Origin of the sequence: Burkholderia sp. MSMB1459WGS, from assembly GCF_001534535.1 — a bacterium.
Taxonomy (GTDB): domain Bacteria; phylum Pseudomonadota; class Gammaproteobacteria; order Burkholderiales; family Burkholderiaceae; genus Burkholderia.
Genome location: NZ_LPMU01000070.1, coordinates 1 through 19,515, shown reverse-complemented (window position 1 = coordinate 19,515; position 19,515 = coordinate 1). Strand labels below are relative to the sequence as shown.

Sequence of the window (19,515 nt, the reverse complement as noted above, 5' to 3'; positions counted from 1 at the left end):
TTAGAACGGGGCGCATGCATTTTGTGAATGTTCTCGTGAAATTTTTTGGCGCGACGGTGCCGATGCAAGCAATCTGCGGCGCCGGTTCCCCGCCTGCGTCACCGCTTGCGTGCGACGCAGATGACCGTCAGGCCGGCGACGCGATTGAAGCGGAACATCGGCAACTCGATGCGGCAGATCGTCTTGAGCAAGCCGTTGACGAACGGATGATGACGACGCAATTGCGACGCAGGCTCGCGCGGATGCGAACGCGCGCGCTCGCCCAGCCGCAACGCGGCCGCGAGCGGAAACGTGAGACCGAAATAATAGGCGCCGTGCTCGACGTCGAGCCCCGCACGCCGGGTCACGTCCTCGAGGCCGCCGAGCGTATATCTGCGCTTGTGCTCGAGGAAATCGTCGTGGCCGCTCCACAGGAACTGGAACGCCGGCACCGTGATCAGGAACCGGCTGCCCGGAGGCGCACCCTTCACATACTGCATCAGCAGCCCGACATCGTCGTCGACATGTTCGAGCACGTCCATCAGCAACACGAGATCGGCATCGAATCGATCGACAGACCGCCGAAAGTGGATGGGCTTGCCGGCCGCCTCGCCGTCGCTGTCGTCGGCGTAGCTCGTATCGACGCACCATGCTTCCGTCGCCTGCGTGCGCTCGAGCAGATGCTGCGAGAAAAAGCCGGAACCCGCACCGACGTCGAGTATGCGGTTCGCGCCCGACGCGCCCAGGAACCGGCGAATTGCGCTCGCCTTCGACGCGTAGTACCAGTGGTCGCCCACCCCCGCACCCAGTACGTCGACTTCCTTCAGGTCCATGGCGCTTCCCCGTGATGGCTGCCGTGTTGTGACGCCGAACCAGCCATTGATGCCGATCTTACCTCGCCGCCAGCGTCGATCGTATCCGTCGATGCCCGGGGGCCGCGCCGCTCGGGCATCGGGTGAAACCCGCGCCGGCCAAGGCCGGTCGCGGGTTTTCAGGGCCGCTTCGACAGACGCAGACCGCCGCGCCGGACAAACCAAACGACCGTTTGAACCAGCCGTCCATCCCCCGCGAATCCATTGTCTGGCCGCCCGCCGGCGCGCCGCACCGGTATGCCCGTTGTTTGGTAACGCCGCTCTAGCACGCTATGACACACTGCACGGCATCGACGCCCGCGCCGTGCAGTAGCGCGTCGCCGTCGATCAAGACAAGACATGGAGACAGACGATGCGGAATGCGGTCCGACACGGCCATCGCTCGCCTTTGGCAATTTTCGACTGGGTTTCCGGCCTGCGACGCACGGCCGCCGCGGGGTCGCGCACGACATCCCGCGTGTTCGGCTGCAGCGCGCTGGCGCTCGCGCTGCTTTGCACCGGCTGCGCGGAATCGGCCGCGCAACGCGACAGCAATACATCCATCGCGTCGACGAAGATCGAGCGCACCAAGGCCGAGCGGCTCGCGCGCGAGCAGCAGATCGCGCGTACCGTGCCGTCGCTCGCATCGATCAGCCTCACGCAATCGCGCCCGTTCACGCTGCGCGACTCGGGCCAGAACGGCGCGATGACGTTCCTGCGCGACGTCGATTTCCGCGTCGTCAACAACCTCGGCTTCTTCATCCATCAGTTGTCCGCCACGCTCGTACCGACGCAGGCCGGCGCGCCGATCGTGTTCGACGACCCGACGAGCTTCGAGATCGACGTGCACGAAGGCACGGTCACGCTCGACAACGCGAAGCTGACCGCCCTCTTCAACACCTACATCTTCGGCTATCGCAACGCGCCGCTGCGCAAGCTCGCGGTGTCGGCCGGCGACGGCGTGATCCATCTGCAAGGCGAGATGCAGCGCGACGGCTGGGTACCGTTCTCGCTGACCGGCACGCTCGCGATCCGCGACGGCAGCCAGCTCGTGTTCCACCCGACCGGCGTGCGCGTGTCGGGCATCGACGCTCAGCCGGTGATGCGCGCGGCCAACGTGAAAATGGCCGACCTGCTGAAGGTGCAGACACCGATCGCGCAACTCGCCGGCGACGATCTCGTGATGGCGGTCGACAAGCTGATGCCGCCGCCGCGCCTGAAACTCACGATCACCGCCGTGCGCGTGACGCCGGCGGGCCTCGACCTGAAGCTCGACGACGGCACGCGTGCCGGCTTCGCGATGCCCGCGAATGCCCCGCAGCAGGCGATGTATATCCGCGGCGGCGACGTGAAATTCATGCGCTCGATGCCGATGAACGCGGATATCCTGATCGGTCCGATCGACTCGTCGAGGCGCGACCAGACGTTCGTGTTCGACCTGTATCACTATCGAGACCAGGTGTCGGCCGGCTACTTCAACTTCGACGAAAGCGGCGCGATGGCGATCCGGATGCCATCGTATACGGGCCCGGCGAGCGGCGCGCTGCTCGGCAACGCCGCGGCGCGCCTGAACGACAGCTTCCTCGCCGCGCAGCAGAATACGCTGCGCGACGTGCGGCAGCACTGGGAAGCGTACGCGCTCGCGGCGGACGCGGCGCGGCCCGGCATGCAGAAGGTCGCGATGCGGCGCACGTCGACGACGCCGTTCAACGAACGGCACGTGTCGAACCGCAACCCGACGATCCACCTGCGCAACGTCGACTTCAACCTGTCCGGCGATATCGGCTTTCATGTCGAAGATCTCGACGTGGAGCTCGTGTCGAAGCGCCCGGGCGAACCCGTCGATCTCGACGATCCCAACCAATACGACATCCGCATTCTCGGCGGCACGGTCGTCGAGTCGTGGAAGGCGATGTCGGCGCTCTTCAACGACTATCTGCTCGACTATTCGCCGCGTTCGCTGAACGACCTGCAATTGAGCGCGGACGGCCAGAACCTGCGCGTCCGGGGCGGCATCAAGCTGTGGAATCATGTGCCGGGCGTCTGGCTGCCGACCGACATGAAGGGCTCGCTGACGGTGCTCGACGACCGCCACCTCGCATTCAAGCCGTCGCAGGTGTCGGTGCTCGGCATCCCGCAGGCGACGCTGCTGCGCTCGCTCGGCATCGAGCTCGCGTCGCTGACGCCGTTGCAGCGGCGCGGCGCGGAACTGCGCGGCGACACGCTCGTGCTCGACCAGTACACGGTGTTCCCGCCGCCCGTGCTGAACGGCAAGCTCGGCCAGGCAACGGTCGAGCGCGACGGATTGCGGCTCACATTCCGGCGCGCCGCAAGTGCGCCCGCGCCGAAGCGGCCGCAGATCGACGCGCCGAGCTACATGTGGATGGAAGGCGGCGACATGAAGATGTTCAACGTGCTCGAACTGAACGTGCGCGCGCTGATCCGGAATTCGGCCGAGGCCGGCCCGATGCGGTTCGACCTGTACGGGTATCGCAGCCAGGTCGCGCAAGGCTCGGTGCGGATGCTGCCGGACGGCACGCTGGTCGTCGACATGGGGCTAAAGAATCCGCTCGCGTCGCGCTGATCCGCGTGCAGGGCACGCATGAAAAAAAGCCCGGTGGCAGGTCGCCAACCGGGCTTTCCAATGCATCTTGCGCGCCGTGCGCTCAATCGCGTTTCAGTCCGTCGATCACGTCCAGCAACGCCTGCCGCAACGCGATGACGTCGACGGTCGCGCCCGGCTTGATCGCCCCGCGCGCATCGACGGCCCGCGCATCGGGTTCGACCGGCTCCGCCGCGGCCCGCTCGCTGCCCGGCGAATCGAGCCGGTTGCGCGCACCGTTGATCGTGAAGCCCTGCTCGTACAGCAACTCGCGAATCCGCCGGATCAGCAGCACTTCGTGATGCTGGTAATACCGACGATTGCCGCGCCGCTTCACCGGCCGCAACTGAGTGAACTCCTGTTCCCAGTAACGCAGCACATGTGGTTTGACCCCGCACAGTTCGCTGACTTCGCCGATCGTGAAGTAGCGCTTCGCGGGAATCGGAGGCAAGACGACTTTCTCAACCGTGGTGGTCATCGTCGGTTAACCGTCGGTAAAGGGTGCGCGGCGGCCGCGCGGGGCGTGGGCGCGCGTATTACTCCGCGCCGTTTTCGACCAGCGCCTTCAGCTTCTGGCTCGCGTGGAAGGTTACCACCCGGCGGGCCGCGATCGGAATCGCCTCGCCCGTCTTCGGATTGCGGCCCGGACGCTGCGGCTTGTCGCGCAACTGGAAATTGCCGAACCCCGACAGCTTGACGCTTTCGCCGTTTTCGAGCGCGTCGCGGATCACTTCGAAAAACGCCTCGACCATGTCCTTCGCTTCACGCTTGTTCAGCCCGACGCTGTCGAACAGCAGCTCCGCCAGCTCCGCCTTCGTCAGCGTCGGCGTCTCGGTGGACGCCGGCGCCGAAGCGTCGCGGTTCATCGCGCTGCGTTGCGCCGTCAGGAGGGCTTCGAATTCACTCGAGGTCATGTCGTTCATATCTGCCATACAGCGCGTTGAATCAAAACTTACGATGGAAACAAGCCGCCCGCGAACGGGCCGGCCCCTCTCCTCAGCCGCGCAGGCGCGCGCCGGCACGAGCCATCCGCGCGACCAGCGTCTGGATCGCCTGATCGACGATCTCGTCCTGCAGCGTGCCGGCCGCGTCCTGCAGCGTCACGCGGAAGGCAAGGCTCTTCTCGTTCGCGGCAAGACCACCGGAAGTGTTTGATTTTGCACGAAATTCGTCGAAGAGTACAACCTTCTGAACGAATCGGCAGGCCTCTTCGGCAAGCGCCTTCTTCATTTCGTCGAAAAGTGCCTGAACCTCGACCGCCTGATCGACGACAACCGCGATATCGCGACGGACCGGCGGGAATTTCGACACGTCGGTCGGCGCGGGCAGCGCACGCGTAGTCAGCGCGTCGGCATCGATCTCGAACATCACCGGCGCGTGCGGCAGCTCGTACTTCTGCATCAGGCGCGGATGCAGCTCACCGATCCAGCCGACCGCGCGGCCATCGACCTCGATGCGTGCGCTGCGGCCCGGATGAAGGGCCGGATGCTCGGCCTTCACGAAGCGTGCAACCGCCGGCGCGAGCAGCGCTTCGAGATCGCCCTTCACGTCGAAGAAATCGACCGCGCGGGTCGCCGCACCCCATTGCTCGTCGAGTGCCGGACCATACGCCAGCGCGCCGACGCGCTTCGGCTGCGCGTGACCTTCGACCGCCAGCTCGCCGGCCTTCACCGACGGATCGGCGACGAACACGCGCCCCGATTCGAACACGCGCACACGATCGGCGCGGCGGTTCAGGTTGTGACGCAGCACGGCGATCAGGCTGCCGAACAGCGTCGTGCGCATCACCGAAAGCTGGCTCGCGATCGGGTTCAGCAGCCGGATCGGGTTGTCGTTGCCCGCGAAATCGTGCTCCCACTCCGCATCGACGAAGCTGAAGTTGACGGTTTCCGCGTAGTCGCGCGCGGCGAGCGCGTGACGGATATCGTGGATCGAACGCCGCGTCTCGTTGGTCGCGCGCATTTCGCTCGTCGCGACCGGCGGCCGCGCCGGGATCTTCTCGAAGCCGTAGATGCGCGCCACTTCCTCGATCAGGTCTTCCTCGATCTCGATGTCGAAGCGGTGCGACGGCGGCGTGACGAGGAACGCGTCGTCTTCACGCTCGAACGGCAGGCCGAGGCGCGTGAAGATGTTCGCGATCTCGTCGGCATCGATCTTCACGCCGATGATGCGGTTCGCGCGCGACACGCGCATCTTCACCGGCGCGCGCTGCGGCAGGTTCACCGCCTGATCGTCGACCGGGCCGGCCTTGCCGCCGCAGATCTCGAGGATCAGTTGCGTGATGCGCTCGACGTGCTCGACGGTCGTCGCGTAATCGACGCCGCGCTCGAAGCGATGGGCCGCATCGGTCGAGAAGTTGTACTTGCGCGCGCGGCCGCGGATGCTGTCCGGCCACCAGAACGCGGCTTCCAGGTAGATGTTGGTCGTATCGAGCGTGACGGCCGTGCTGTCGCCGCCCATGATGCCTGCCAGGCTTTCGACCTGGGCGGCGTCCGCAATCACGCCGACCGTTTCGTCGAGTTCGACCGTGTTTCCGTTGAGCAGCTTCAGCGATTCGCCGCGCTTGCCCCAACGCACTTCGATGCCGCCGTGGATCTTGTCGAGATCGAACACGTGCGACGGGCGGCCGAGTTCGAACATCACGTAGTTCGAGATGTCGACGAGCGCGGACACGCTGCGCTGGCCCGCGCGCTCGAGGCGCTCGACCATCCATTGCGGCGTCTTTGCGCGCGCGTTCACGCCGCGGATCACGCGGCCCGAGAAGCGGCCGCACAGATCGGGCGCGGCAATGCGCACCGGCAGCGTTTCGTCGAGCTCGACATGCACCGGGCGAATATCGACCGGCGTCAGCGGCGCGCCGGTGATCGCGGCCGTCTCGCGGGCGATACCGAACACCGACAGGCAGTCGGCCTTGTTCGGCGTCAGCTTGATTTCGAAGATCGTGTCGTCGAGATTGAGGGTTTCGCGGATGTCCTGGCCGACCGGCGTGTCTTCCGGCAGGATCAGCAGCCCGCTGTGATCCTCGGACAATTTCAGCTCGCGCGCCGAGCACAGCATCCCCTGGCTTTCCACGCCGCGCAGCTTCGACAGCTTGATCGCGAACGGCTTGCCGCCCTCTTCCGCCGGCGGCAGTTCCGCGCCGACCAGCGCGACCGGCACCTTGATGCCCGGCGCCACGTTCGGCGCGCCGCAGACGATGTTCAGCGTCGCGCCGGTGCCGGCGTCGACCTGGCAGACATTGAGCTTGTCCGCATCCGGATGCTTGACGACTTCGAGCACGCGGCCGACGACGATCTTCGACGTCGGCGGCGCAGCCTTGCTCAGCGATTCGACTTCGAGCCCCGCCATCGTCAGCGCGTGCGACAGTTCGTCGGTCGTCAGCTGCGGGTCGACAAAGGTTCTCAACCAGGATTCAGGGAATTGCATGGATGTCTACGTTCGAAACAGGTTAGATCGACGCCCGGGCCCCTCGGAAACGTCCGTCGGGGCGTGCGCGGGCACAGGTCGGCGCGGCGAGCGGCGTTATGCGAACTGGCGCAGGAAACGCAGGTCGTTCTCGAAGAACAGCCGCAGATCCTGGACGCCGTAACGCAGCATCGTCAGGCGCTCGAGGCCGCTGCCGAACGCGAAACCGATGTAGCGCTCGGGGTCGAGGCCCATGTTGCGGATCACGGTCGGATGCACCTGCCCGGAGCCGGAAATTTCGAGCCACTTGCCGGCGTTCTTGCCTTGCTCGAACATCATGTCGATCTCGGCCGACGGTTCCGTGAACGGGAAATACGACGGACGGAAGCGCACGAGGATGTCGTCGCGCTCGAAGAATTTTTTCAGGAAGTCGGTATAGACGCCCTTGAGATCGGCAAAGCTGATGTTTTCGTCGATCCACAGCCCCTCGACCTGATTGAACATCGGCGAGTGGGTCGCATCGCTGTCGACGCGATACGTGCGTCCCGGCGCGATCACCTTGATCGGCGGACGGTTCATGCGCGCATAACGCACCTGCATCGGGCTCGTGTGCGTGCGCAGCAGCAGCTGGCGGCCGTCGGCATCCTTGCCTTCGACGTAGAAGGTGTCCTGCATCGAACGCGCCGGATGGTTCTCCGGGCTGTTCAGCGACGTGAAGTTGTACCAGTCGGTCTCGATTTCGGGGCCGTCGGCCACGTCGAAACCGATCGAGCCGAAAATCTGTTCGACACGCTCCCACGTGCGCATCACCGGGTGCAGGCTGCCGGCGCCGGCGCCACGGCCCGGCAACGTCACGTCGATCGCTTCGGCGGTGAGGCGCTGATTCAGCAGCGCGTCGGCCAGTGCCTGGCGACGGGCGGTGAGCGCGGCTTCGACCTGCTGCTTCGCGACGTTGATGCGTGCGCCTTCGGTCTTGCGTGCTTCGGGATCGAGCTTGCCGAGGCCCTTCAGCAACTCGGTCAGCGCACCCGATTTACCGAGAAATCGCGCTTTCTCGTTTTCGAGCGTGGTGATGTCGGCAGCCTGTTCGAAGGACTGCTGCGCGTCGGCGACAATCTGGTCCAGATCCATAGATCCCATCATTTCCAACGTCATTCGGTCTTGGCGAGCGAAACCGCCCACCAAACAAAAAAGGGGCTCGGAAGAGCCCCGTTTTCGCTGCAGCGGCCGAGACTACCGGAACCTCGCTGCAACTAACCACGCAGTGCTAATTTCGCAATTAGGCTGCAACGGCGGCTTTCACCTGCTTGACGATCGCAGCAAAAGCAGCCTTGTCGAACACCGCCATGTCGGCCAGCACCTTACGGTCGAGTTCGATCGACGCCTTCTTCAGGCCGTTGATGAACACGCTGTAGGTCATGTCGTGCTGGCGAACTGCCGCGTTGATACGCGTGATCCACAGTGCGCGGAACACACGCTTCTTGTTGCGGCGATCGCGGTACGCGTACTGACCAGCGCGCATCACCGCCTGCTTGGCGATGCGGTAGACGTTATTGCGGCGGCCGCGATAACCCTTGGCCAGGTTGATGATCTTCTTGTGGCGGGCCCGTGCGGTTACCCCACGTTTGACTCGAGGCATGTTTCTCTCCTTGGAGTATCAGTTGAGGGGTTACGCGAACGGGAGCATCGCGCGGACGGAGTTCAGATCGGAATCGTGAACTGCCGTTGCGCCGCGCAGATGGCGCTTGTTCTTCGTGGTTTTCTTGGTCAGGATGTGGCGCTTGAAGGCTTGACCGCGCTTGACGGTACCGCCCGGACGCACCACGAAGCGCTTTGCAGCGCTCTTCTTGGTCTTCATCTTAGGCATGACGAACAACTCCAGTTTATTAGATGGCGATGGGTGTGCGGTTGGCTTGCGCCCTTGACCCGCCCTTCGAAACCCAGTCCACTTGTGTACGGCGACCCGCTTGCGCAGCCGCCGTCGTTGTTGGCGCGCTGCCCGACCGGGCAGCGCGCCGAACCACTGTCGAACCTGCGCGCGATGCGCGCGGGCTCGTTACTTCTTTTTCTTCGGCGAGAGCACCATGATCATCTGGCGCCCTTCCATCTTCGGCATCTGCTCGACCTGGCCGACTTCCTCGAGATCCGTGCGCAGACGCTCGAGCATCCGCATACCGATTTCCTGGTGAGCCATTTCGCGGCCGCGGAAACGCAACGTGATCTTCGTCTTGTCGCCCTCTTCGAGGAAGCGCACGAGATTGCGGAGCTTGACGTTGTAATCCCCGTCATCGGTACCCGGGCGGAACTTGACTTCCTTCACCTGGATGACCTTCTGCTTCAGCTTCGCTTCGTGCTGCTTCTTCGATTCCTGGTACTTGAACTTGCCGTAATCCATCAGACGGCAAACCGGCGGCACCGCTTGCGGCGCGATTTCCACCAGGTCAACATCCAGTTCTTCCGATTTACGGAAAGCATCAGCGAGTTTTACGATACCGAGCGGTTCGTTCTCGATCCCGACCAGGCGCACTTCCGGCGCAGTGATTTCACCGTTGATGCGGTGCGACGACTTATCAGTAGCGATGTTACGTTTCCTCTAAAAATTAAAAAAACGAGCCGCGCTGCCAGGGCGGTTACTTGAACGAGCGCAGGTCTTCCTGCAGACGCTCAACGAAGGCTTCGACCGGCATTACGCCAAGGTCGACGCCGCCACGGGCACGCACGGCTACCGTTTGTGCATCACGCTCCTTATCGCCCACGACGAGGAGATAAGGCACCTTTTCCAGCGTGTGCTCGCGTATTTTATAGCTAATCTTCTCGTTGCGCAAATCGGCCGCCACTCTAACCCCTTGTTTTTGCAACGATTGGGCCAGAGACTGCGCATATTCGGCCTGACTTTCGGCGATATTGAGCACAATTGCCTGGTACGGCGCGAGCCAGACCGGCATTGCACCAGCATGGTGCTCGATCAAAATGCCGAGGAACCGCTCCATCGACCCGACGATCGCGCGATGCAGCATCACCGGCCGGCGGCGGCTGTTGTCTTCCGCCACGTACTCGGCGCCGAGGCGCTCCGGCAGCACCATGTCGAGCTGCAGCGTGCCGCATTGCCACGAGCGGCCGAGCGCGTCCTTGATGTGGTACTCGATCTTCGGGCCATAGAACGCGCCCTCGCCCGGCAGTTCCTCCCAGGACAGACCGCACGCCGTGAGCGCGTCGCGCAAGCCCTGCTCGGCGCGGTCCCACGTTTCGTCGGTGCCCGCACGCTGCTCGGGGCGCAGCGACAGCTTGATGTCGATGTGCTCGAACCCGAAATCCTTGTACACGCTCATCGCCAGCGTGTTGAACGCGATCGACTCGGCGATGAACTGCTCTTCCGTACAGAAGATGTGCGCATCGTCCTGCACGAAGCCGCGCACGCGCATCAGGCCGTGCAGCGCGCCCGATGCCTCGTTGCGGTGGCACGAACCGAATTCCGCGTAACGCAGCGGCAGGTCGCGGTACGAGCGCAGGCCATGCTTGAACACCTGGACGTGGCCCGGGCAGTTCATCGGCTTGATCGCGTAGTCGCGCTTCTCCGACTCCGTCGTGAACATGTTTTCGCGATAGTTCTGCCAGTGGCCCGACGCCTCCCACAGCGAACGGTCCATGATCATCGGCGTCTTGATCTCGAGATAGCCGGCTTCGTTGACGCGGCGGCGCATGTACTGCTCGACCTGCTGCCACAGCGCCCAGCCCTTCGGATGCCAGAACACCATGCCCGGCGACTCTTCCTGCATGTGGAACAGGTCGAGCTGCTTGCCCAGCTTGCGGTGGTCGCGCTTTTCCGCTTCCTCGAGCATGTGCAGGTACTGATCCTGGTCTTCCTTCTTCGTCCAGGCCGTGCCGTAGATGCGCTGCAGCTGCTCGTTCTTCGAATCGCCGCGCCAGTACGCGCCCGCGACCTTCATCAACTTGAAGACCTTCAGCTTGCCGGTGGACGGCACGTGCGGGCCGCGGCACAGATCGGTGAAGCCGCCGTGCGAGTACAGCTTGATTTCGTCGCTTTGCGGAATCGATTCGATGATCTCGGCCTTGTACTTCTCGCCGATGCTGCGGAAGTAACCGGCGGCCTCGTCGCGCGACACGACACGGCGCGTGACCGGCTCGTCCTTCTTCGCGAGTTCCTGCATGCGCTTTTCGATCTTTTCCAGATCTTCCGGCGTAAACGGGCGGTTGTACGAGAAGTCGTAATAGAAACCGTTGTCGATCACCGGGCCGATCGTCACCTGCGCGTCCGGATACAGTTCCTTCACCGCGTATGCGAGCAAGTGGGCGGTCGAGTGACGGATGATGTCGAGGCCGTCGGCATCCTTGTCCGTGACGATCGCGAGCGACGCGTCGCGATCGATCACCGTCGACGTATCGACGAGCTCGCCGTCGAGCTTGCCGCCCAGCGCAGCCTTCGCCAAGCCGGGACCGATGGAGGCCGCAACCTCGGCAACTGTCACCGGATGCTCGTATTGTCGAACTGAGCCGTCAGGCAAGCGTATCGAAACCATAGCAATCTCCGTGATGCCGACAGTGGGCGGCAGACCAGGTACGCGAGTCAAACTCACGCGGGAAAATTCGCGACAAAAAAAATGCGGCCCCGCTTTCGAGGGGCCGCATTCGATACTTCACTCAACTGAAAGGGCGAAAACGTTCCTCGACTAGCGTCGCTCCGAAGTGGTTTCGGTCAACGTTCGCGGTGTCATAACCGTATTCGCCTTGTTCGCGTTGAGTTGTGTACTGCATAGAATGCCCGGAGGCCGGGCATTCTCAATTCGTTGGTAGGCTCGATTGGACTCGAACCAACGACCCCCACCATGTCAAGGTGGTGCTCTAACCAGCTGAGCTACGAGCCTAGAGAAGCTAAGATTATATGGAGTTGCTACCGGCTTGGCAAGCGTTTTATGCGGTTGCAGCAAAATAACGCTGTTCCAACCCCATCACGATTTTCGTCCTGCCCGCACGACGCCCTGCACCTCGCCGAGCAGCGTGCATGCGCGCTGCACCTGCGCCGAATTCGATACCTCGACCGTGAACTGCATGAATGCCGCATTGCGGCGGCTCTGCGTCTTCACGCCCACGACGTTGATCTTTTCCCGCGCGAACACTTCGGAGATATCGCGCAGCAACCCTTGCCGGTCGCTCGCCTCGATCATCAGGTCGACCGGATAGACGGACGCGCCGCGCCCGCCCAGCACGTCGGCCGACCAGGTCGTCTGCAGCACGCGCTCCGGCGCGCGCTCGACCATCCGGCGAAACGTCGGGCAGTCGGTGCGGTGGATCGACATCCCCTTGCCGCGCGTGACGAAACCGCTGATCGGATCGGGCGGCGCCGGACGGCAGCAACGCGCCAGTTGCGTCAGCAGCGCGTCGACGCCCACCACCAGCACGCCGGTCGACGCGCCATGCGCGACGCTCGCGCCGCTGCTGCGCTTCTCGAAATCGGCCGGGGCCTCGGGCGCCGGTTCCGGCGGCGGCGCATCGGACAGCGCGTGCTCGACGTTGCGCAGGCTGAATTCTTCCTTGCCGACGACCGAGAACAGCTCCTCGGGCGACTTGAAGCCGAGCTTCGCGGCGAGATGGTCCAGATTGACCGACGTCTTGCCCTCGCGCTGCAGCGTCTTTTCGACGAGCGCGCGGCCGTGCGCGACGTTTTCTTCCTGCTCGATCGAGTTGAACCACGCACGCACCTTCTGCCGCGCGCGCGAGCTCTTCAGGTAACCGAGCTGGAGGTTCAGCCAGTCGCGCGACGGCCCGCCTTCCTTCACCGCGACGATCTCGACCGTCTGGCCGTTCGCGAGCGACGTGTTCAGCGGCACCATCACGCCGTCGACGCGCGCGCCACGGCAGCGATGGCCGAGCTCGCTGTGCAGGTGATACGCGAAATCGACCGGCGTCGCGCCTTGCGGCAGCGCGATCACGCGCGCCTGCGGCGTCAGCACGTAGATGTGGTCGTCGTCGAGCGACGTTTCGCGCAGTTGCGCCCACGCCTGGTCGCCCGACACTTCGGCGCCGTCCTCGACGTCGTCCTTCCACGCGAGCAACTGGCGCAGCCACGCGATCTTCTCGTCGTACTTGTCGCTCGCCGAGAACTGGCCGCCATAGCCGCGCGCGCCGGCCTCCTTGTAGCGCCAGTGTGCCGCGACGCCATACTCGGCGAAACGATGCATCTCCTGCGTGCGGATCTGCACTTCGAACGCACGGCCGTCGTCGCCGATCACGACCGTATGCAGCGACTTGTAGCCGTTCGGCTTCGGCCGCGAGATGTAGTCGTCGAACTCCTTCGGCACTGGCTGCCACAGGTGATGCACGATGCCGAGCACCGCGTAGCAATCCTTGATGTCCGGCACGATCACGCGAAACGCGCGCACGTCGTACAGCTCGGAGAAATCGAGCTCCTTGCCGCGCATCTTGCGCCAGATGCTGTAGATATGCTTCGGCCGGCCGCTGACGTCGGCCTGGATGTTCGCCTCCGCGAGCTCGTGCTGCAGCCGCGCGATCGCCTGCGTGACGTACGCCTCGCGCTCGATGCGCTTCTCGTCGAGCAGCTTCGCGATCCGCTTGTAGGTGACGGGATCCTCGAAGCGGAACGCGAGATCCTCGAGCTCCCACTTCAGTTGCCAGATACCGAGACGATTCGCGAGCGGCGCATAGATCTCGAGTGTCTCGCGCGCAACGTCCGGCGGCGGGTCGATCTTCGCGGCCGCGTAGTGGCGCAGCGACTGCAACCGCGACGCGAGCCGGATCAGCACCACGCGGATGTCCTGCGCGAATGCGAGCAGCATCTTGCGCAGCGCCTCGATCTGCGTACGCCGCTCCTGCGCCGCGTCGCGCCCGGCGTCGGGCTTCGCGTTCTGCGCGACGCGCAGGCTGACGGTGCCGAGCCGCAACAGCTTGCGCACGTCGAATACGAGCCGCGCGACTTCGTCGCCGAAACGCTCGGTCAGCTCGCGTTCGGGGTCGCTCAGGTGCGGCGTCAGCACGAACAGCGCGGCGGCCTGCATCGCGGACGGATCGACGTTCAGCGTGCGCATGATCGCCGCCGTGCCCGCCGAGTGATCGGCGAGCAGCTCGCCGGACGACAGGCGCGCATCGCCGGCCCGCTCGCGCACGAACGCGAGCACGTCGTCGAACGACGGCGCCGCGACGGAGGATGCGGAAACGGATTCGGTCATTGCACGGCCTGCCGGAATACGATCATCGTCGGATAACGCTCAGCTCCGCTGCGCGGCGACGACGACGATCTCGACGAGCAGCGCCGGATCCGCGAGCTTCGCCTCGACGGTGGCGCGCGGCGGCGTGTTGCCCTGCGCGACCCATGCGTCCCACTCCGCATTCATGCCTTCGAAATTCGCGAGATCCGAGATGTAGATCTGCACCGACAGCAGATGCGCCTTGTCGCTGTTCGCTTCGGCGAGCAGACGGTCGATGTGGCCGAGCACTTCGCGCGTCTGGCCGCGGATGTCCTGCGTGGTGTCTTCGGCGATCTGGCCGGCCAGATACACGGTGCCGTTGTGGATCGCGGTTTCGGAGAGACGGGCCCCGACGTGGTGACGAATGACTGCCATGAAATGTTCCGGTCGTGATGAGTGAGGAATCGGGCGGCACGGCCCGCGTGCCGCCGAACCGCATATTATGACGCGTTTAGGCGCCGCCTTCGACGAAAAACCGCCGCGCGAGCGCAATCTGGTCGGCGCTGACGAACGCCGGCGCGTGGCCCGCCCCCGGGATCTCGACCTGCGTCACATGCCGGCCGCGACGGACCATTTCGGCCGCCGTCTCGCGCGACAGCAAGTCGGACGTCTCGCCGCGCACGACGAGCAGCGTCGCATCCGTCGTCTCGATCGCGCGCCACAGCGCGGCCTCGCCGAGCGCGGCCAGCTCCGGCGTCGTCGCCTTGAACGGCTCGGCGATGCGCGGATCGTAGCGCATCGTCCAGTCGCCTTCGGGCAGTTGGTGCAGCAGCGGCCCGTTGATCTCGCGCCACTCGTCGGCGCTCAGCGCACCGAACGGCAGCGACAGCGACGTCAGATAGTCGATCCCCTCCTGCTCGGTCGCAAAGCGCGGCTGCACGCCGAGATACTCGCCGATGCGCGTCAGCGAATCGGGCTCGATGCGCGGGCCGACGTCGTTGACGATCATCCGCCGCAGCGGCGAACCGGGCAGCCCGGCGAGCGCCATGCCGATCAGGCCGCCCATCGACGTACCGAACCAGTCGACCGATTCCACGTCGAGCCGTGCGATCAACGTCACCATGTCGGCCACGTACTGCGGAATCGCGTAGAGCCGCGGATCGGCCAGCCGGTCGGAGCGGCCACGCCCGGCGACATCGGGGCAGACGACGCGATACGTATCGGACAGCGCGGCGGCCAGCCGGTCGAAATCGCGCCCCGAGCGCGTCAGGCCGTGCACGCAGACCAGCACGCGCGGATTCGCGGGATCGCCCCATTCCGTATAGGCAACGTGGTGAAGGCCGGCGGCGCTCGCACACTGCACGCGTCGCTGACGGGGAACCGGGGAATTCGCTGAAGTCGTTGGCATCGTTGGCATCCTGTCGAACGAGGGGCGACGCGCGGGGCAACGCTTGCGACGCCCGATGCAAACGATTGTAAACCGCTTCCGCCGGACGGGTCGGCCCATCGGGGGCACCCAATAAGCTAGCCGTCGATGCGCAATGACAAACGCCCCGCACGCCGTCGTCCGGCATGCGGGGCGTCGAATGCGCGCCCGTGCGTGAACTTATGCCACGGCGCTGACGTCGAGCGGCGCGCCCGTCTTCGCCTGGATCTCTTCCGCACTCACGCCATCGGCGAGTTCGAGCACCTTCAGCCCGTCCGGCGTCACTTCGATCACGCCGAGGTCGGTGATGATCAGATCGACCACGCCGACACCCGTCAGCGGCAGGTTGCATTCGTCGAGAATCTTGTGCTGGTCGCCCTTCGCGACGTGCTCCATCAGCACGACGACGCGCTTCACGCCCGCGACGAGGTCCATCGCGCCGCCCATCCCCTTGATCATCTTGCCCGGGATCATCCAGTTCGCGAGGTCGCCCTTCTTGCTGACCTGCATCGCGCCGAGGATCGCGAGATTGATGTGGCCGCCGCGAATCATCGCGAACGAATCGGCCGACGAGAAGATCGACGAACCCGGCAGCGTCGTGACGGTCTGCTTGCCGGCGTTGATGAGATCGGCGTCGACTTCGTCTTCGGTCGGCGACGGCCCGATGCCGAGCAGGCCGTTCTCCGACTGCAGCCACACCTCGACGCCTGCCGGCACGTGGTTCGCGACGAGCGTCGGCAGGCCGATGCCGAGGTTCACGTAGAAGCCGTCCTGCAGTTCCTTCGCCGCGCGCGCGGCCATCTGGTCACGATTCCAGGCCATGTCAGTCTCCTTTCGCGCGTACGACGCGTTGTTCGATGCGTTTTTCAGGCGTCGCGTTCAGCACGATGCGCTGCACGAAGATCCCCGGCGTATGAACCTGGTCCGGATCGAGCGTGCCGTTCTCGACGATCTCCTCGACCTCCGCCACGGTGATCTTGCCAGCCATCGCGCACATCGGGTTGAAGTTGCGCGCGGTGCGGCGGTAGATGAGGTTGCCCGACTTGTCGGCCTTCCACGCCTTGACGAGCGCGACGTCGGCCGTCAGCGACGGCTCGAGCACGTAGTGGCGATCGCCGAACTGGCGCGTTTCCTTGCCTTCCGCGATCACGGTGCCGTAGCCGGTATTCGTGAAGAACGCGGGGATGCCCGCGCCGCCCGCGCGCAGCTTTTCGGCGAGCGTGCCCTGCGGCGTGAATTCGAGCTCGAGTTCGCCGGCCAGGTATTGGCGCTCGAACTCCTTGTTCTCGCCGACGTACGACGAGATCATCTTCTTGATCTGGCGCGTTTCCAGCAGCAGGCCGAGGCCGAAACCGTCGACGCCCGCGTTGTTGCTGATGCAGGTGATGCCCTTGACCGCCGAATCGCGCAACGCCGCGATCAGTGCCTCGGGAATCCCGCACAGGCCGAAGCCGCCCACCGCGAAGGTCTGTCCGTCGCGGACGATCCCCTCCAGCGCGGCAGCCGCGCTTGGATAGACTTTGTTCATCAGTTGTCCCTTCCTCTATGGAAACCAGCAAAACCGGTTCACGCGCCACGTGGCGCAAGCCCGCCGCACCATTCTATGCATGTGCGGCAATGCCTGCGTCGAGGCACGCTGTTTTTATGTCGCGACACACCGCCGCGAGATGCCTGAAAGGGTACGATGTGACGCCGATGCGGCACAATACGCAAAAATACATAAGCATTTGCCTCCGCCTGCCCGCGCCATGCCCGATCTCGATTACCAGACCGCCTTCCACCTCGCGCCGCTCGGCCTCGTGCTGTCGCGCGATCGCGTGATCGAGGACTGCAACGACGCGCTCGCGTCGATCTTCCGCTGCGCGCGGGCCGACCTGATCGGGAAGTCGTACGCGGTGCTCTACCCGTCGACGGACGAATTCCAGCGAATCGGCGAGCGCATTGCACGCGTGATGGTCGCGAACGGCGTCTACTCGGATGACAGAATCATGAAACGCGCGGATGGCGAGCTGTTCTGGTGCCACGTGACGGGACGCGCACTCGACCGCACCGCGCCGCTCGCGGCCGGCGTCTGGACCTTCGAGGATTTGAGCGCGACGCGCCGCGTCGCGGTCGAGCTGACCCCGCGCGAGCGCGAGATCGCCGCCCAGCTCGCGACCGGCAAGACCAGCAAGCAGATCGGGCGCGTGCTCGACATCAGCTCGCGCACGGTCGACATCTACCGCGCGCGGCTGATGCGCAAATACGGGACGAACAATACGCCGGAGCTGCTGCAGCGCCTGCTCGGGCAGTGAACGCGCATCGCGTGACGGCGCTCGGATGACGATCGGCCGCGCATGGCGGCCGATCGGGGGGAACATCGGAAAACCGGGCACGGCACGCCACCGGCGATCCGGTGCCGGCCTGCCGGCAGCCGCGCTCAGCCGACTTTCGTCGCGAGCGCCTGCTCGATCGTGTCGCGCAGCAGTTGCGGCAGCGGCACCGACTTGCCGAGCGCATAGTCGACCCACACGCAGCGCGCGTTGCCGCGTGCATAGACATGCCGCGGATCGTCCGCGCGCGTGAGCTCGAAACCGGTGTCGAAACTGCTTCGGCCCGGCTTCGCGGCCGACATCTTCGCGATCACGTCGCCCGGATAGTGCAGTTGCTTGAGGAATTCCATCGACGCGGTGACGATGACGGGCCCCTGCCCCTCGCCGTTGCCGCCGGCGATGCCGAGCGCTTCGAACCACGAAATCCGCGCCTGCTCCATGTAGCGGAAATAGACCGTGTTGTTCACATGGCCGAACGCGTCCATGTCGCCCCAGCGGATCGGCATCGACATCTCAAAAACGGGTGAGTAATCGCTTGTTGCGCTCATTGCAGTCTTCTTTGTTGCGGAATGTCATCCGCTCACGCGAGGCCGAAACCGTCGTCGGCGGAGATAATCGAGCCATTGATGAACTGCGACTCGTCGGCCGCGAGCAGCAACAACAGCCCGTCGAGATCCTGCGGCTTGCCGACGCGCCGGCGCGGCAGCATCGACTGCAGCTTCTGGCCCTGCTCGGTTTCCCACAGGTAATGATTGATTTCGGTATCGATATAGCCCGGACAGATCGCGTTCACGTTGATCCCGTGGCGGCCCCACTCCAGCGCCATCGCGCGCGTCATCTGCACGACCGCGGCCTTGCTCATCGCGTACAGCCCGATCTGCGGGAACACGCGCAGCCCGGCCACCGACGCGATGTTGATGATCCGGCACGGCGGCTTGCCGTTGCCGCCACCGTTCGCGCGCATGATCATCCGCTTCGCGACTTCCTGCGCGACGAAAAATGCGCCGCGCGTGTTCGTATCGAACACGAACTCGAAATCCGCCGGCGTCACGTCGACGAGCTTCTGCATCGTCGACACGCCAGAATTGTTCACGAGGATGTCGATCGTGCCGGCTTCCGTCTCCGCATGCGCGACGGCCGCCTTGATGCTCTGCACGTCGGTCACGTCGAGCGACACGACGTGCGCGGCACCGCCCGCCGCCTCGATCTCCGCGCGCAGTTCCTTCAGGCGTTCGACGCGGCGGCTCGCGAGCACGACCTTCGCGCCGGCCTGCGACAGCACCTGCGCAAAACGCTGCCCCAGGCCGCTCGACGCGCCCGTGACCAGCGCAACCTTGCCTTCCAGATTGATCGATCGACCCATTTGCCCATCCCCTTTCGATGTCGTTTCGCCAGCCCCGGCGGCACAGTCCGGGGGGCATTACCCTAGCACAAAAATAGAACGATCGTGCTAATCTGCCTGCATGTTGTTGCGGCAAGCGTTTCGTTTCGCAGACAATACGCTCCCGAATAAAAGCATTCTAACGGTTAGAGGAACGCCAATGACCCCCGCAAGCCTCATCGAGCAATACGGCCCGCGCGAATCGATGGAATACGACGTCGTGATCGTCGGCGGCGGCCCCGCCGGGTTGTCGGCGGCGATCCGGCTCAAGCAGCTGGCCGCCGAGAAAGGCGCCGAGATCGGCGTGTGCGTGCTCGAGAAGGGTTCCGAGATCGGCGCGCACATCCTGTCGGGCGCGGTGATGGACCCGCGCGCGATCACCGAGCTGTTCCCCGACTG

General features: G+C 64.7%; 19 protein-coding genes and 1 tRNA gene. 3 read left to right on the top strand and 17 right to left on the bottom strand.

Going from position 1 to position 19,515, the window contains the following annotated elements:
• Positions 1 to 98 precede the first annotated feature (98 nt).
• Positions 99 to 812 (bottom strand): bifunctional 2-polyprenyl-6-hydroxyphenol methylase/3-demethylubiquinol 3-O-methyltransferase UbiG, encoded by a 714-nt coding sequence (locus tag WT97_RS27430; protein ID WP_059789759.1) that lies wholly within the window; start codon positions 810 to 812, stop codon positions 99 to 101.
• A gap of 391 nt (positions 813 to 1,203) precedes the next feature.
• Here WT97_RS27430 and WT97_RS27425 point away from each other — a divergent pair, with 391 nt between their 5' ends.
• A complete protein-coding gene (locus WT97_RS27425) occupies positions 1,204 to 3,414 on the top strand; it encodes a hypothetical protein (protein ID WP_060354771.1) in 2,211 nt (736 codons plus the stop codon).
• 82 nt (positions 3,415 to 3,496) lie between these two features.
• Here the strand turns inward: WT97_RS27425 and WT97_RS27420 are convergent, their stop codons facing one another.
• The 14 genes from WT97_RS27420 to WT97_RS27355 all read right to left on the bottom strand — a co-directional run bounded on the left by WT97_RS27420 (position 3,497) and on the right by WT97_RS27355 (position 16,951).
• On the bottom strand, positions 3,497 to 3,910 hold the full coding sequence (locus tag WT97_RS27420; protein ID WP_059499070.1) for a MerR family transcriptional regulator: 414 nt from the start codon (positions 3,908 to 3,910) through the stop codon (positions 3,497 to 3,499).
• 58 nt (positions 3,911 to 3,968) lie between these two features.
• Positions 3,969 to 4,355, bottom strand: a complete 387-nt coding sequence (locus WT97_RS27415) for an integration host factor subunit alpha (protein WP_006486093.1) — start codon at positions 4,353 to 4,355, stop codon at positions 3,969 to 3,971.
• Between the two features lie 73 nt (positions 4,356 to 4,428).
• Positions 4,429 to 6,858, bottom strand: coding sequence for a phenylalanine--tRNA ligase subunit beta (pheT, locus tag WT97_RS27410; RefSeq protein ID WP_060354770.1), 2,430 nt, complete (start codon positions 6,856 to 6,858; stop codon positions 4,429 to 4,431).
• Positions 6,859 to 6,954: 96 nt separating this feature from the next.
• Positions 6,955 to 7,968, bottom strand: a complete 1,014-nt coding sequence (gene pheS, locus WT97_RS27405; RefSeq protein ID WP_006486107.1) for a phenylalanine--tRNA ligase subunit alpha — start codon at positions 7,966 to 7,968, stop codon at positions 6,955 to 6,957.
• Positions 7,969 to 8,116: 148 nt separating this feature from the next.
• Positions 8,117 to 8,476: a 50S ribosomal protein L20 gene (gene rplT, locus WT97_RS27400; RefSeq protein ID WP_004192938.1), complete on the bottom strand. Its 360-nt coding sequence runs from the start codon at positions 8,474 to 8,476 to the stop codon at positions 8,117 to 8,119.
• Between the two features lie 30 nt (positions 8,477 to 8,506).
• Positions 8,507 to 8,704 (bottom strand): 50S ribosomal protein L35, encoded by a 198-nt coding sequence (gene rpmI, locus WT97_RS27395; protein ID WP_004191477.1) that lies wholly within the window; start codon positions 8,702 to 8,704, stop codon positions 8,507 to 8,509.
• 189 nt (positions 8,705 to 8,893) lie between these two features.
• Positions 8,894 to 9,418: a translation initiation factor IF-3 gene (infC, locus tag WT97_RS27390; protein WP_071734130.1), complete on the bottom strand. Its 525-nt coding sequence runs from the start codon at positions 9,416 to 9,418 to the stop codon at positions 8,894 to 8,896.
• 49 nt (positions 9,419 to 9,467) lie between these two features.
• Complete coding sequence (thrS, locus tag WT97_RS27385) at positions 9,468 to 11,375, bottom strand: threonine--tRNA ligase (RefSeq protein ID WP_059789756.1); 1,908 nt, start codon at positions 11,373 to 11,375, stop codon at positions 9,468 to 9,470.
• Positions 11,376 to 11,643: 268 nt separating this feature from the next.
• Positions 11,644 to 11,720, bottom strand: a tRNA-Val gene (locus tag WT97_RS27380).
• A gap of 84 nt (positions 11,721 to 11,804) precedes the next feature.
• Positions 11,805 to 14,039 (bottom strand): bifunctional (p)ppGpp synthetase/guanosine-3',5'-bis(diphosphate) 3'-pyrophosphohydrolase, encoded by a 2,235-nt coding sequence (locus tag WT97_RS27375; RefSeq protein WP_059499073.1) that lies wholly within the window; start codon positions 14,037 to 14,039, stop codon positions 11,805 to 11,807.
• A 39-nt stretch (positions 14,040 to 14,078) separates the two neighbouring features.
• Positions 14,079 to 14,432: a RidA family protein gene (locus WT97_RS27370; protein WP_027784253.1), complete on the bottom strand. Its 354-nt coding sequence runs from the start codon at positions 14,430 to 14,432 to the stop codon at positions 14,079 to 14,081.
• Positions 14,433 to 14,508: 76 nt separating this feature from the next.
• Positions 14,509 to 15,405 carry an alpha/beta fold hydrolase gene (locus tag WT97_RS27365; RefSeq protein WP_059499074.1) on the bottom strand — a complete coding sequence of 299 codons (897 nt, stop codon included), beginning with the start codon at positions 15,403 to 15,405 and terminating at the stop codon, positions 14,509 to 14,511.
• Positions 15,406 to 15,603: 198 nt separating this feature from the next.
• Positions 15,604 to 16,245: a CoA transferase subunit B gene (locus WT97_RS27360; RefSeq protein WP_059785420.1), complete on the bottom strand. Its 642-nt coding sequence runs from the start codon at positions 16,243 to 16,245 to the stop codon at positions 15,604 to 15,606.
• A 1-nt stretch (position 16,246) separates the two neighbouring features.
• Positions 16,247 to 16,951: a CoA transferase subunit A gene (locus tag WT97_RS27355; protein ID WP_012363722.1), complete on the bottom strand. Its 705-nt coding sequence runs from the start codon at positions 16,949 to 16,951 to the stop codon at positions 16,247 to 16,249.
• 220 nt (positions 16,952 to 17,171) lie between these two features.
• Here WT97_RS27355 and WT97_RS27350 point away from each other — a divergent pair, with 220 nt between their 5' ends.
• On the top strand, positions 17,172 to 17,717 hold the full coding sequence (locus WT97_RS27350; protein ID WP_012328362.1) for a LuxR C-terminal-related transcriptional regulator: 546 nt from the start codon (positions 17,172 to 17,174) through the stop codon (positions 17,715 to 17,717).
• 125 nt (positions 17,718 to 17,842) lie between these two features.
• On the opposite strand, the gene WT97_RS27345 is transcribed toward WT97_RS27350, so the two are convergent.
• Together WT97_RS27345 and WT97_RS27340 are read right to left on the bottom strand one after the other, a co-directional pair.
• A complete protein-coding gene (locus tag WT97_RS27345) occupies positions 17,843 to 18,283 on the bottom strand; it encodes a thioesterase family protein (protein ID WP_034207097.1) in 441 nt (146 codons plus the stop codon).
• A 32-nt stretch (positions 18,284 to 18,315) separates the two neighbouring features.
• Positions 18,316 to 19,098, bottom strand: a complete 783-nt coding sequence (locus WT97_RS27340) for an SDR family oxidoreductase (RefSeq protein WP_011545236.1) — start codon at positions 19,096 to 19,098, stop codon at positions 18,316 to 18,318.
• A gap of 106 nt (positions 19,099 to 19,204) precedes the next feature.
• Here WT97_RS27340 and WT97_RS27335 point away from each other — a divergent pair.
• On the top strand, positions 19,205 to 19,515 hold a 311-nt coding region (locus WT97_RS27335; RefSeq protein ID WP_373558483.1), incomplete at its 3' end, for an NAD(P)/FAD-dependent oxidoreductase.

What these genes read in the sequence shown, in the direction of transcription:
- pheT (WP_060354770.1), bottom strand. Translation starts at nt 6,858, where the DNA reads ATGCAATTCCCTGAATCCTGGTTGAGAACCTTTGTCGACCCGCAGCTG.
- WT97_RS27425 (WP_060354771.1), top strand. Translation starts at nt 1,204, where the DNA reads ATGCGGAATGCGGTCCGACACGGCCATCGCTCGCCTTTGGCAATTTTC.
- WT97_RS27365 (WP_059499074.1), bottom strand. Translation starts at nt 15,405, where the DNA reads ATGCCAACGACTTCAGCGAATTCCCCGGTTCCCCGTCAGCGACGCGTG.
- WT97_RS27420 (WP_059499070.1), bottom strand. Translation starts at nt 3,910, where the DNA reads ATGACCACCACGGTTGAGAAAGTCGTCTTGCCTCCGATTCCCGCGAAG.
- WT97_RS27355 (WP_012363722.1), bottom strand. Translation starts at nt 16,951, where the DNA reads ATGAACAAAGTCTATCCAAGCGCGGCTGCCGCGCTGGAGGGGATCGTC.
- WT97_RS27370 (WP_027784253.1), bottom strand. Translation starts at nt 14,432, where the DNA reads ATGGCAGTCATTCGTCACCACGTCGGGGCCCGTCTCTCCGAAACCGCG.
- rpmI (WP_004191477.1), bottom strand. Translation starts at nt 8,704, where the DNA reads ATGCCTAAGATGAAGACCAAGAAGAGCGCTGCAAAGCGCTTCGTGGTG.
- WT97_RS27345 (WP_034207097.1), bottom strand. Translation starts at nt 18,283, where the DNA reads ATGAGCGCAACAAGCGATTACTCACCCGTTTTTGAGATGTCGATGCCG.
- pheS (WP_006486107.1), bottom strand. Translation starts at nt 7,968, where the DNA reads ATGGATCTGGACCAGATTGTCGCCGACGCGCAGCAGTCCTTCGAACAG.
- WT97_RS27415 (WP_006486093.1), bottom strand. Translation starts at nt 4,355, where the DNA reads ATGAACGACATGACCTCGAGTGAATTCGAAGCCCTCCTGACGGCGCAA.
- WT97_RS27375 (WP_059499073.1), bottom strand. Translation starts at nt 14,039, where the DNA reads ATGACCGAATCCGTTTCCGCATCCTCCGTCGCGGCGCCGTCGTTCGAC.
- WT97_RS27340 (WP_011545236.1), bottom strand. Translation starts at nt 19,098, where the DNA reads ATGGGTCGATCGATCAATCTGGAAGGCAAGGTTGCGCTGGTCACGGGC.
- thrS (WP_059789756.1), bottom strand. Translation starts at nt 11,375, where the DNA reads ATGGTTTCGATACGCTTGCCTGACGGCTCAGTTCGACAATACGAGCAT.
- WT97_RS27350 (WP_012328362.1), top strand. Translation starts at nt 17,172, where the DNA reads ATGCCCGATCTCGATTACCAGACCGCCTTCCACCTCGCGCCGCTCGGC.
- rplT (WP_004192938.1), bottom strand. Translation starts at nt 8,476, where the DNA reads ATGCCTCGAGTCAAACGTGGGGTAACCGCACGGGCCCGCCACAAGAAG.
- WT97_RS27430 (WP_059789759.1), bottom strand. Translation starts at nt 812, where the DNA reads ATGGACCTGAAGGAAGTCGACGTACTGGGTGCGGGGGTGGGCGACCAC.
- WT97_RS27360 (WP_059785420.1), bottom strand. Translation starts at nt 16,245, where the DNA reads ATGGCCTGGAATCGTGACCAGATGGCCGCGCGCGCGGCGAAGGAACTG.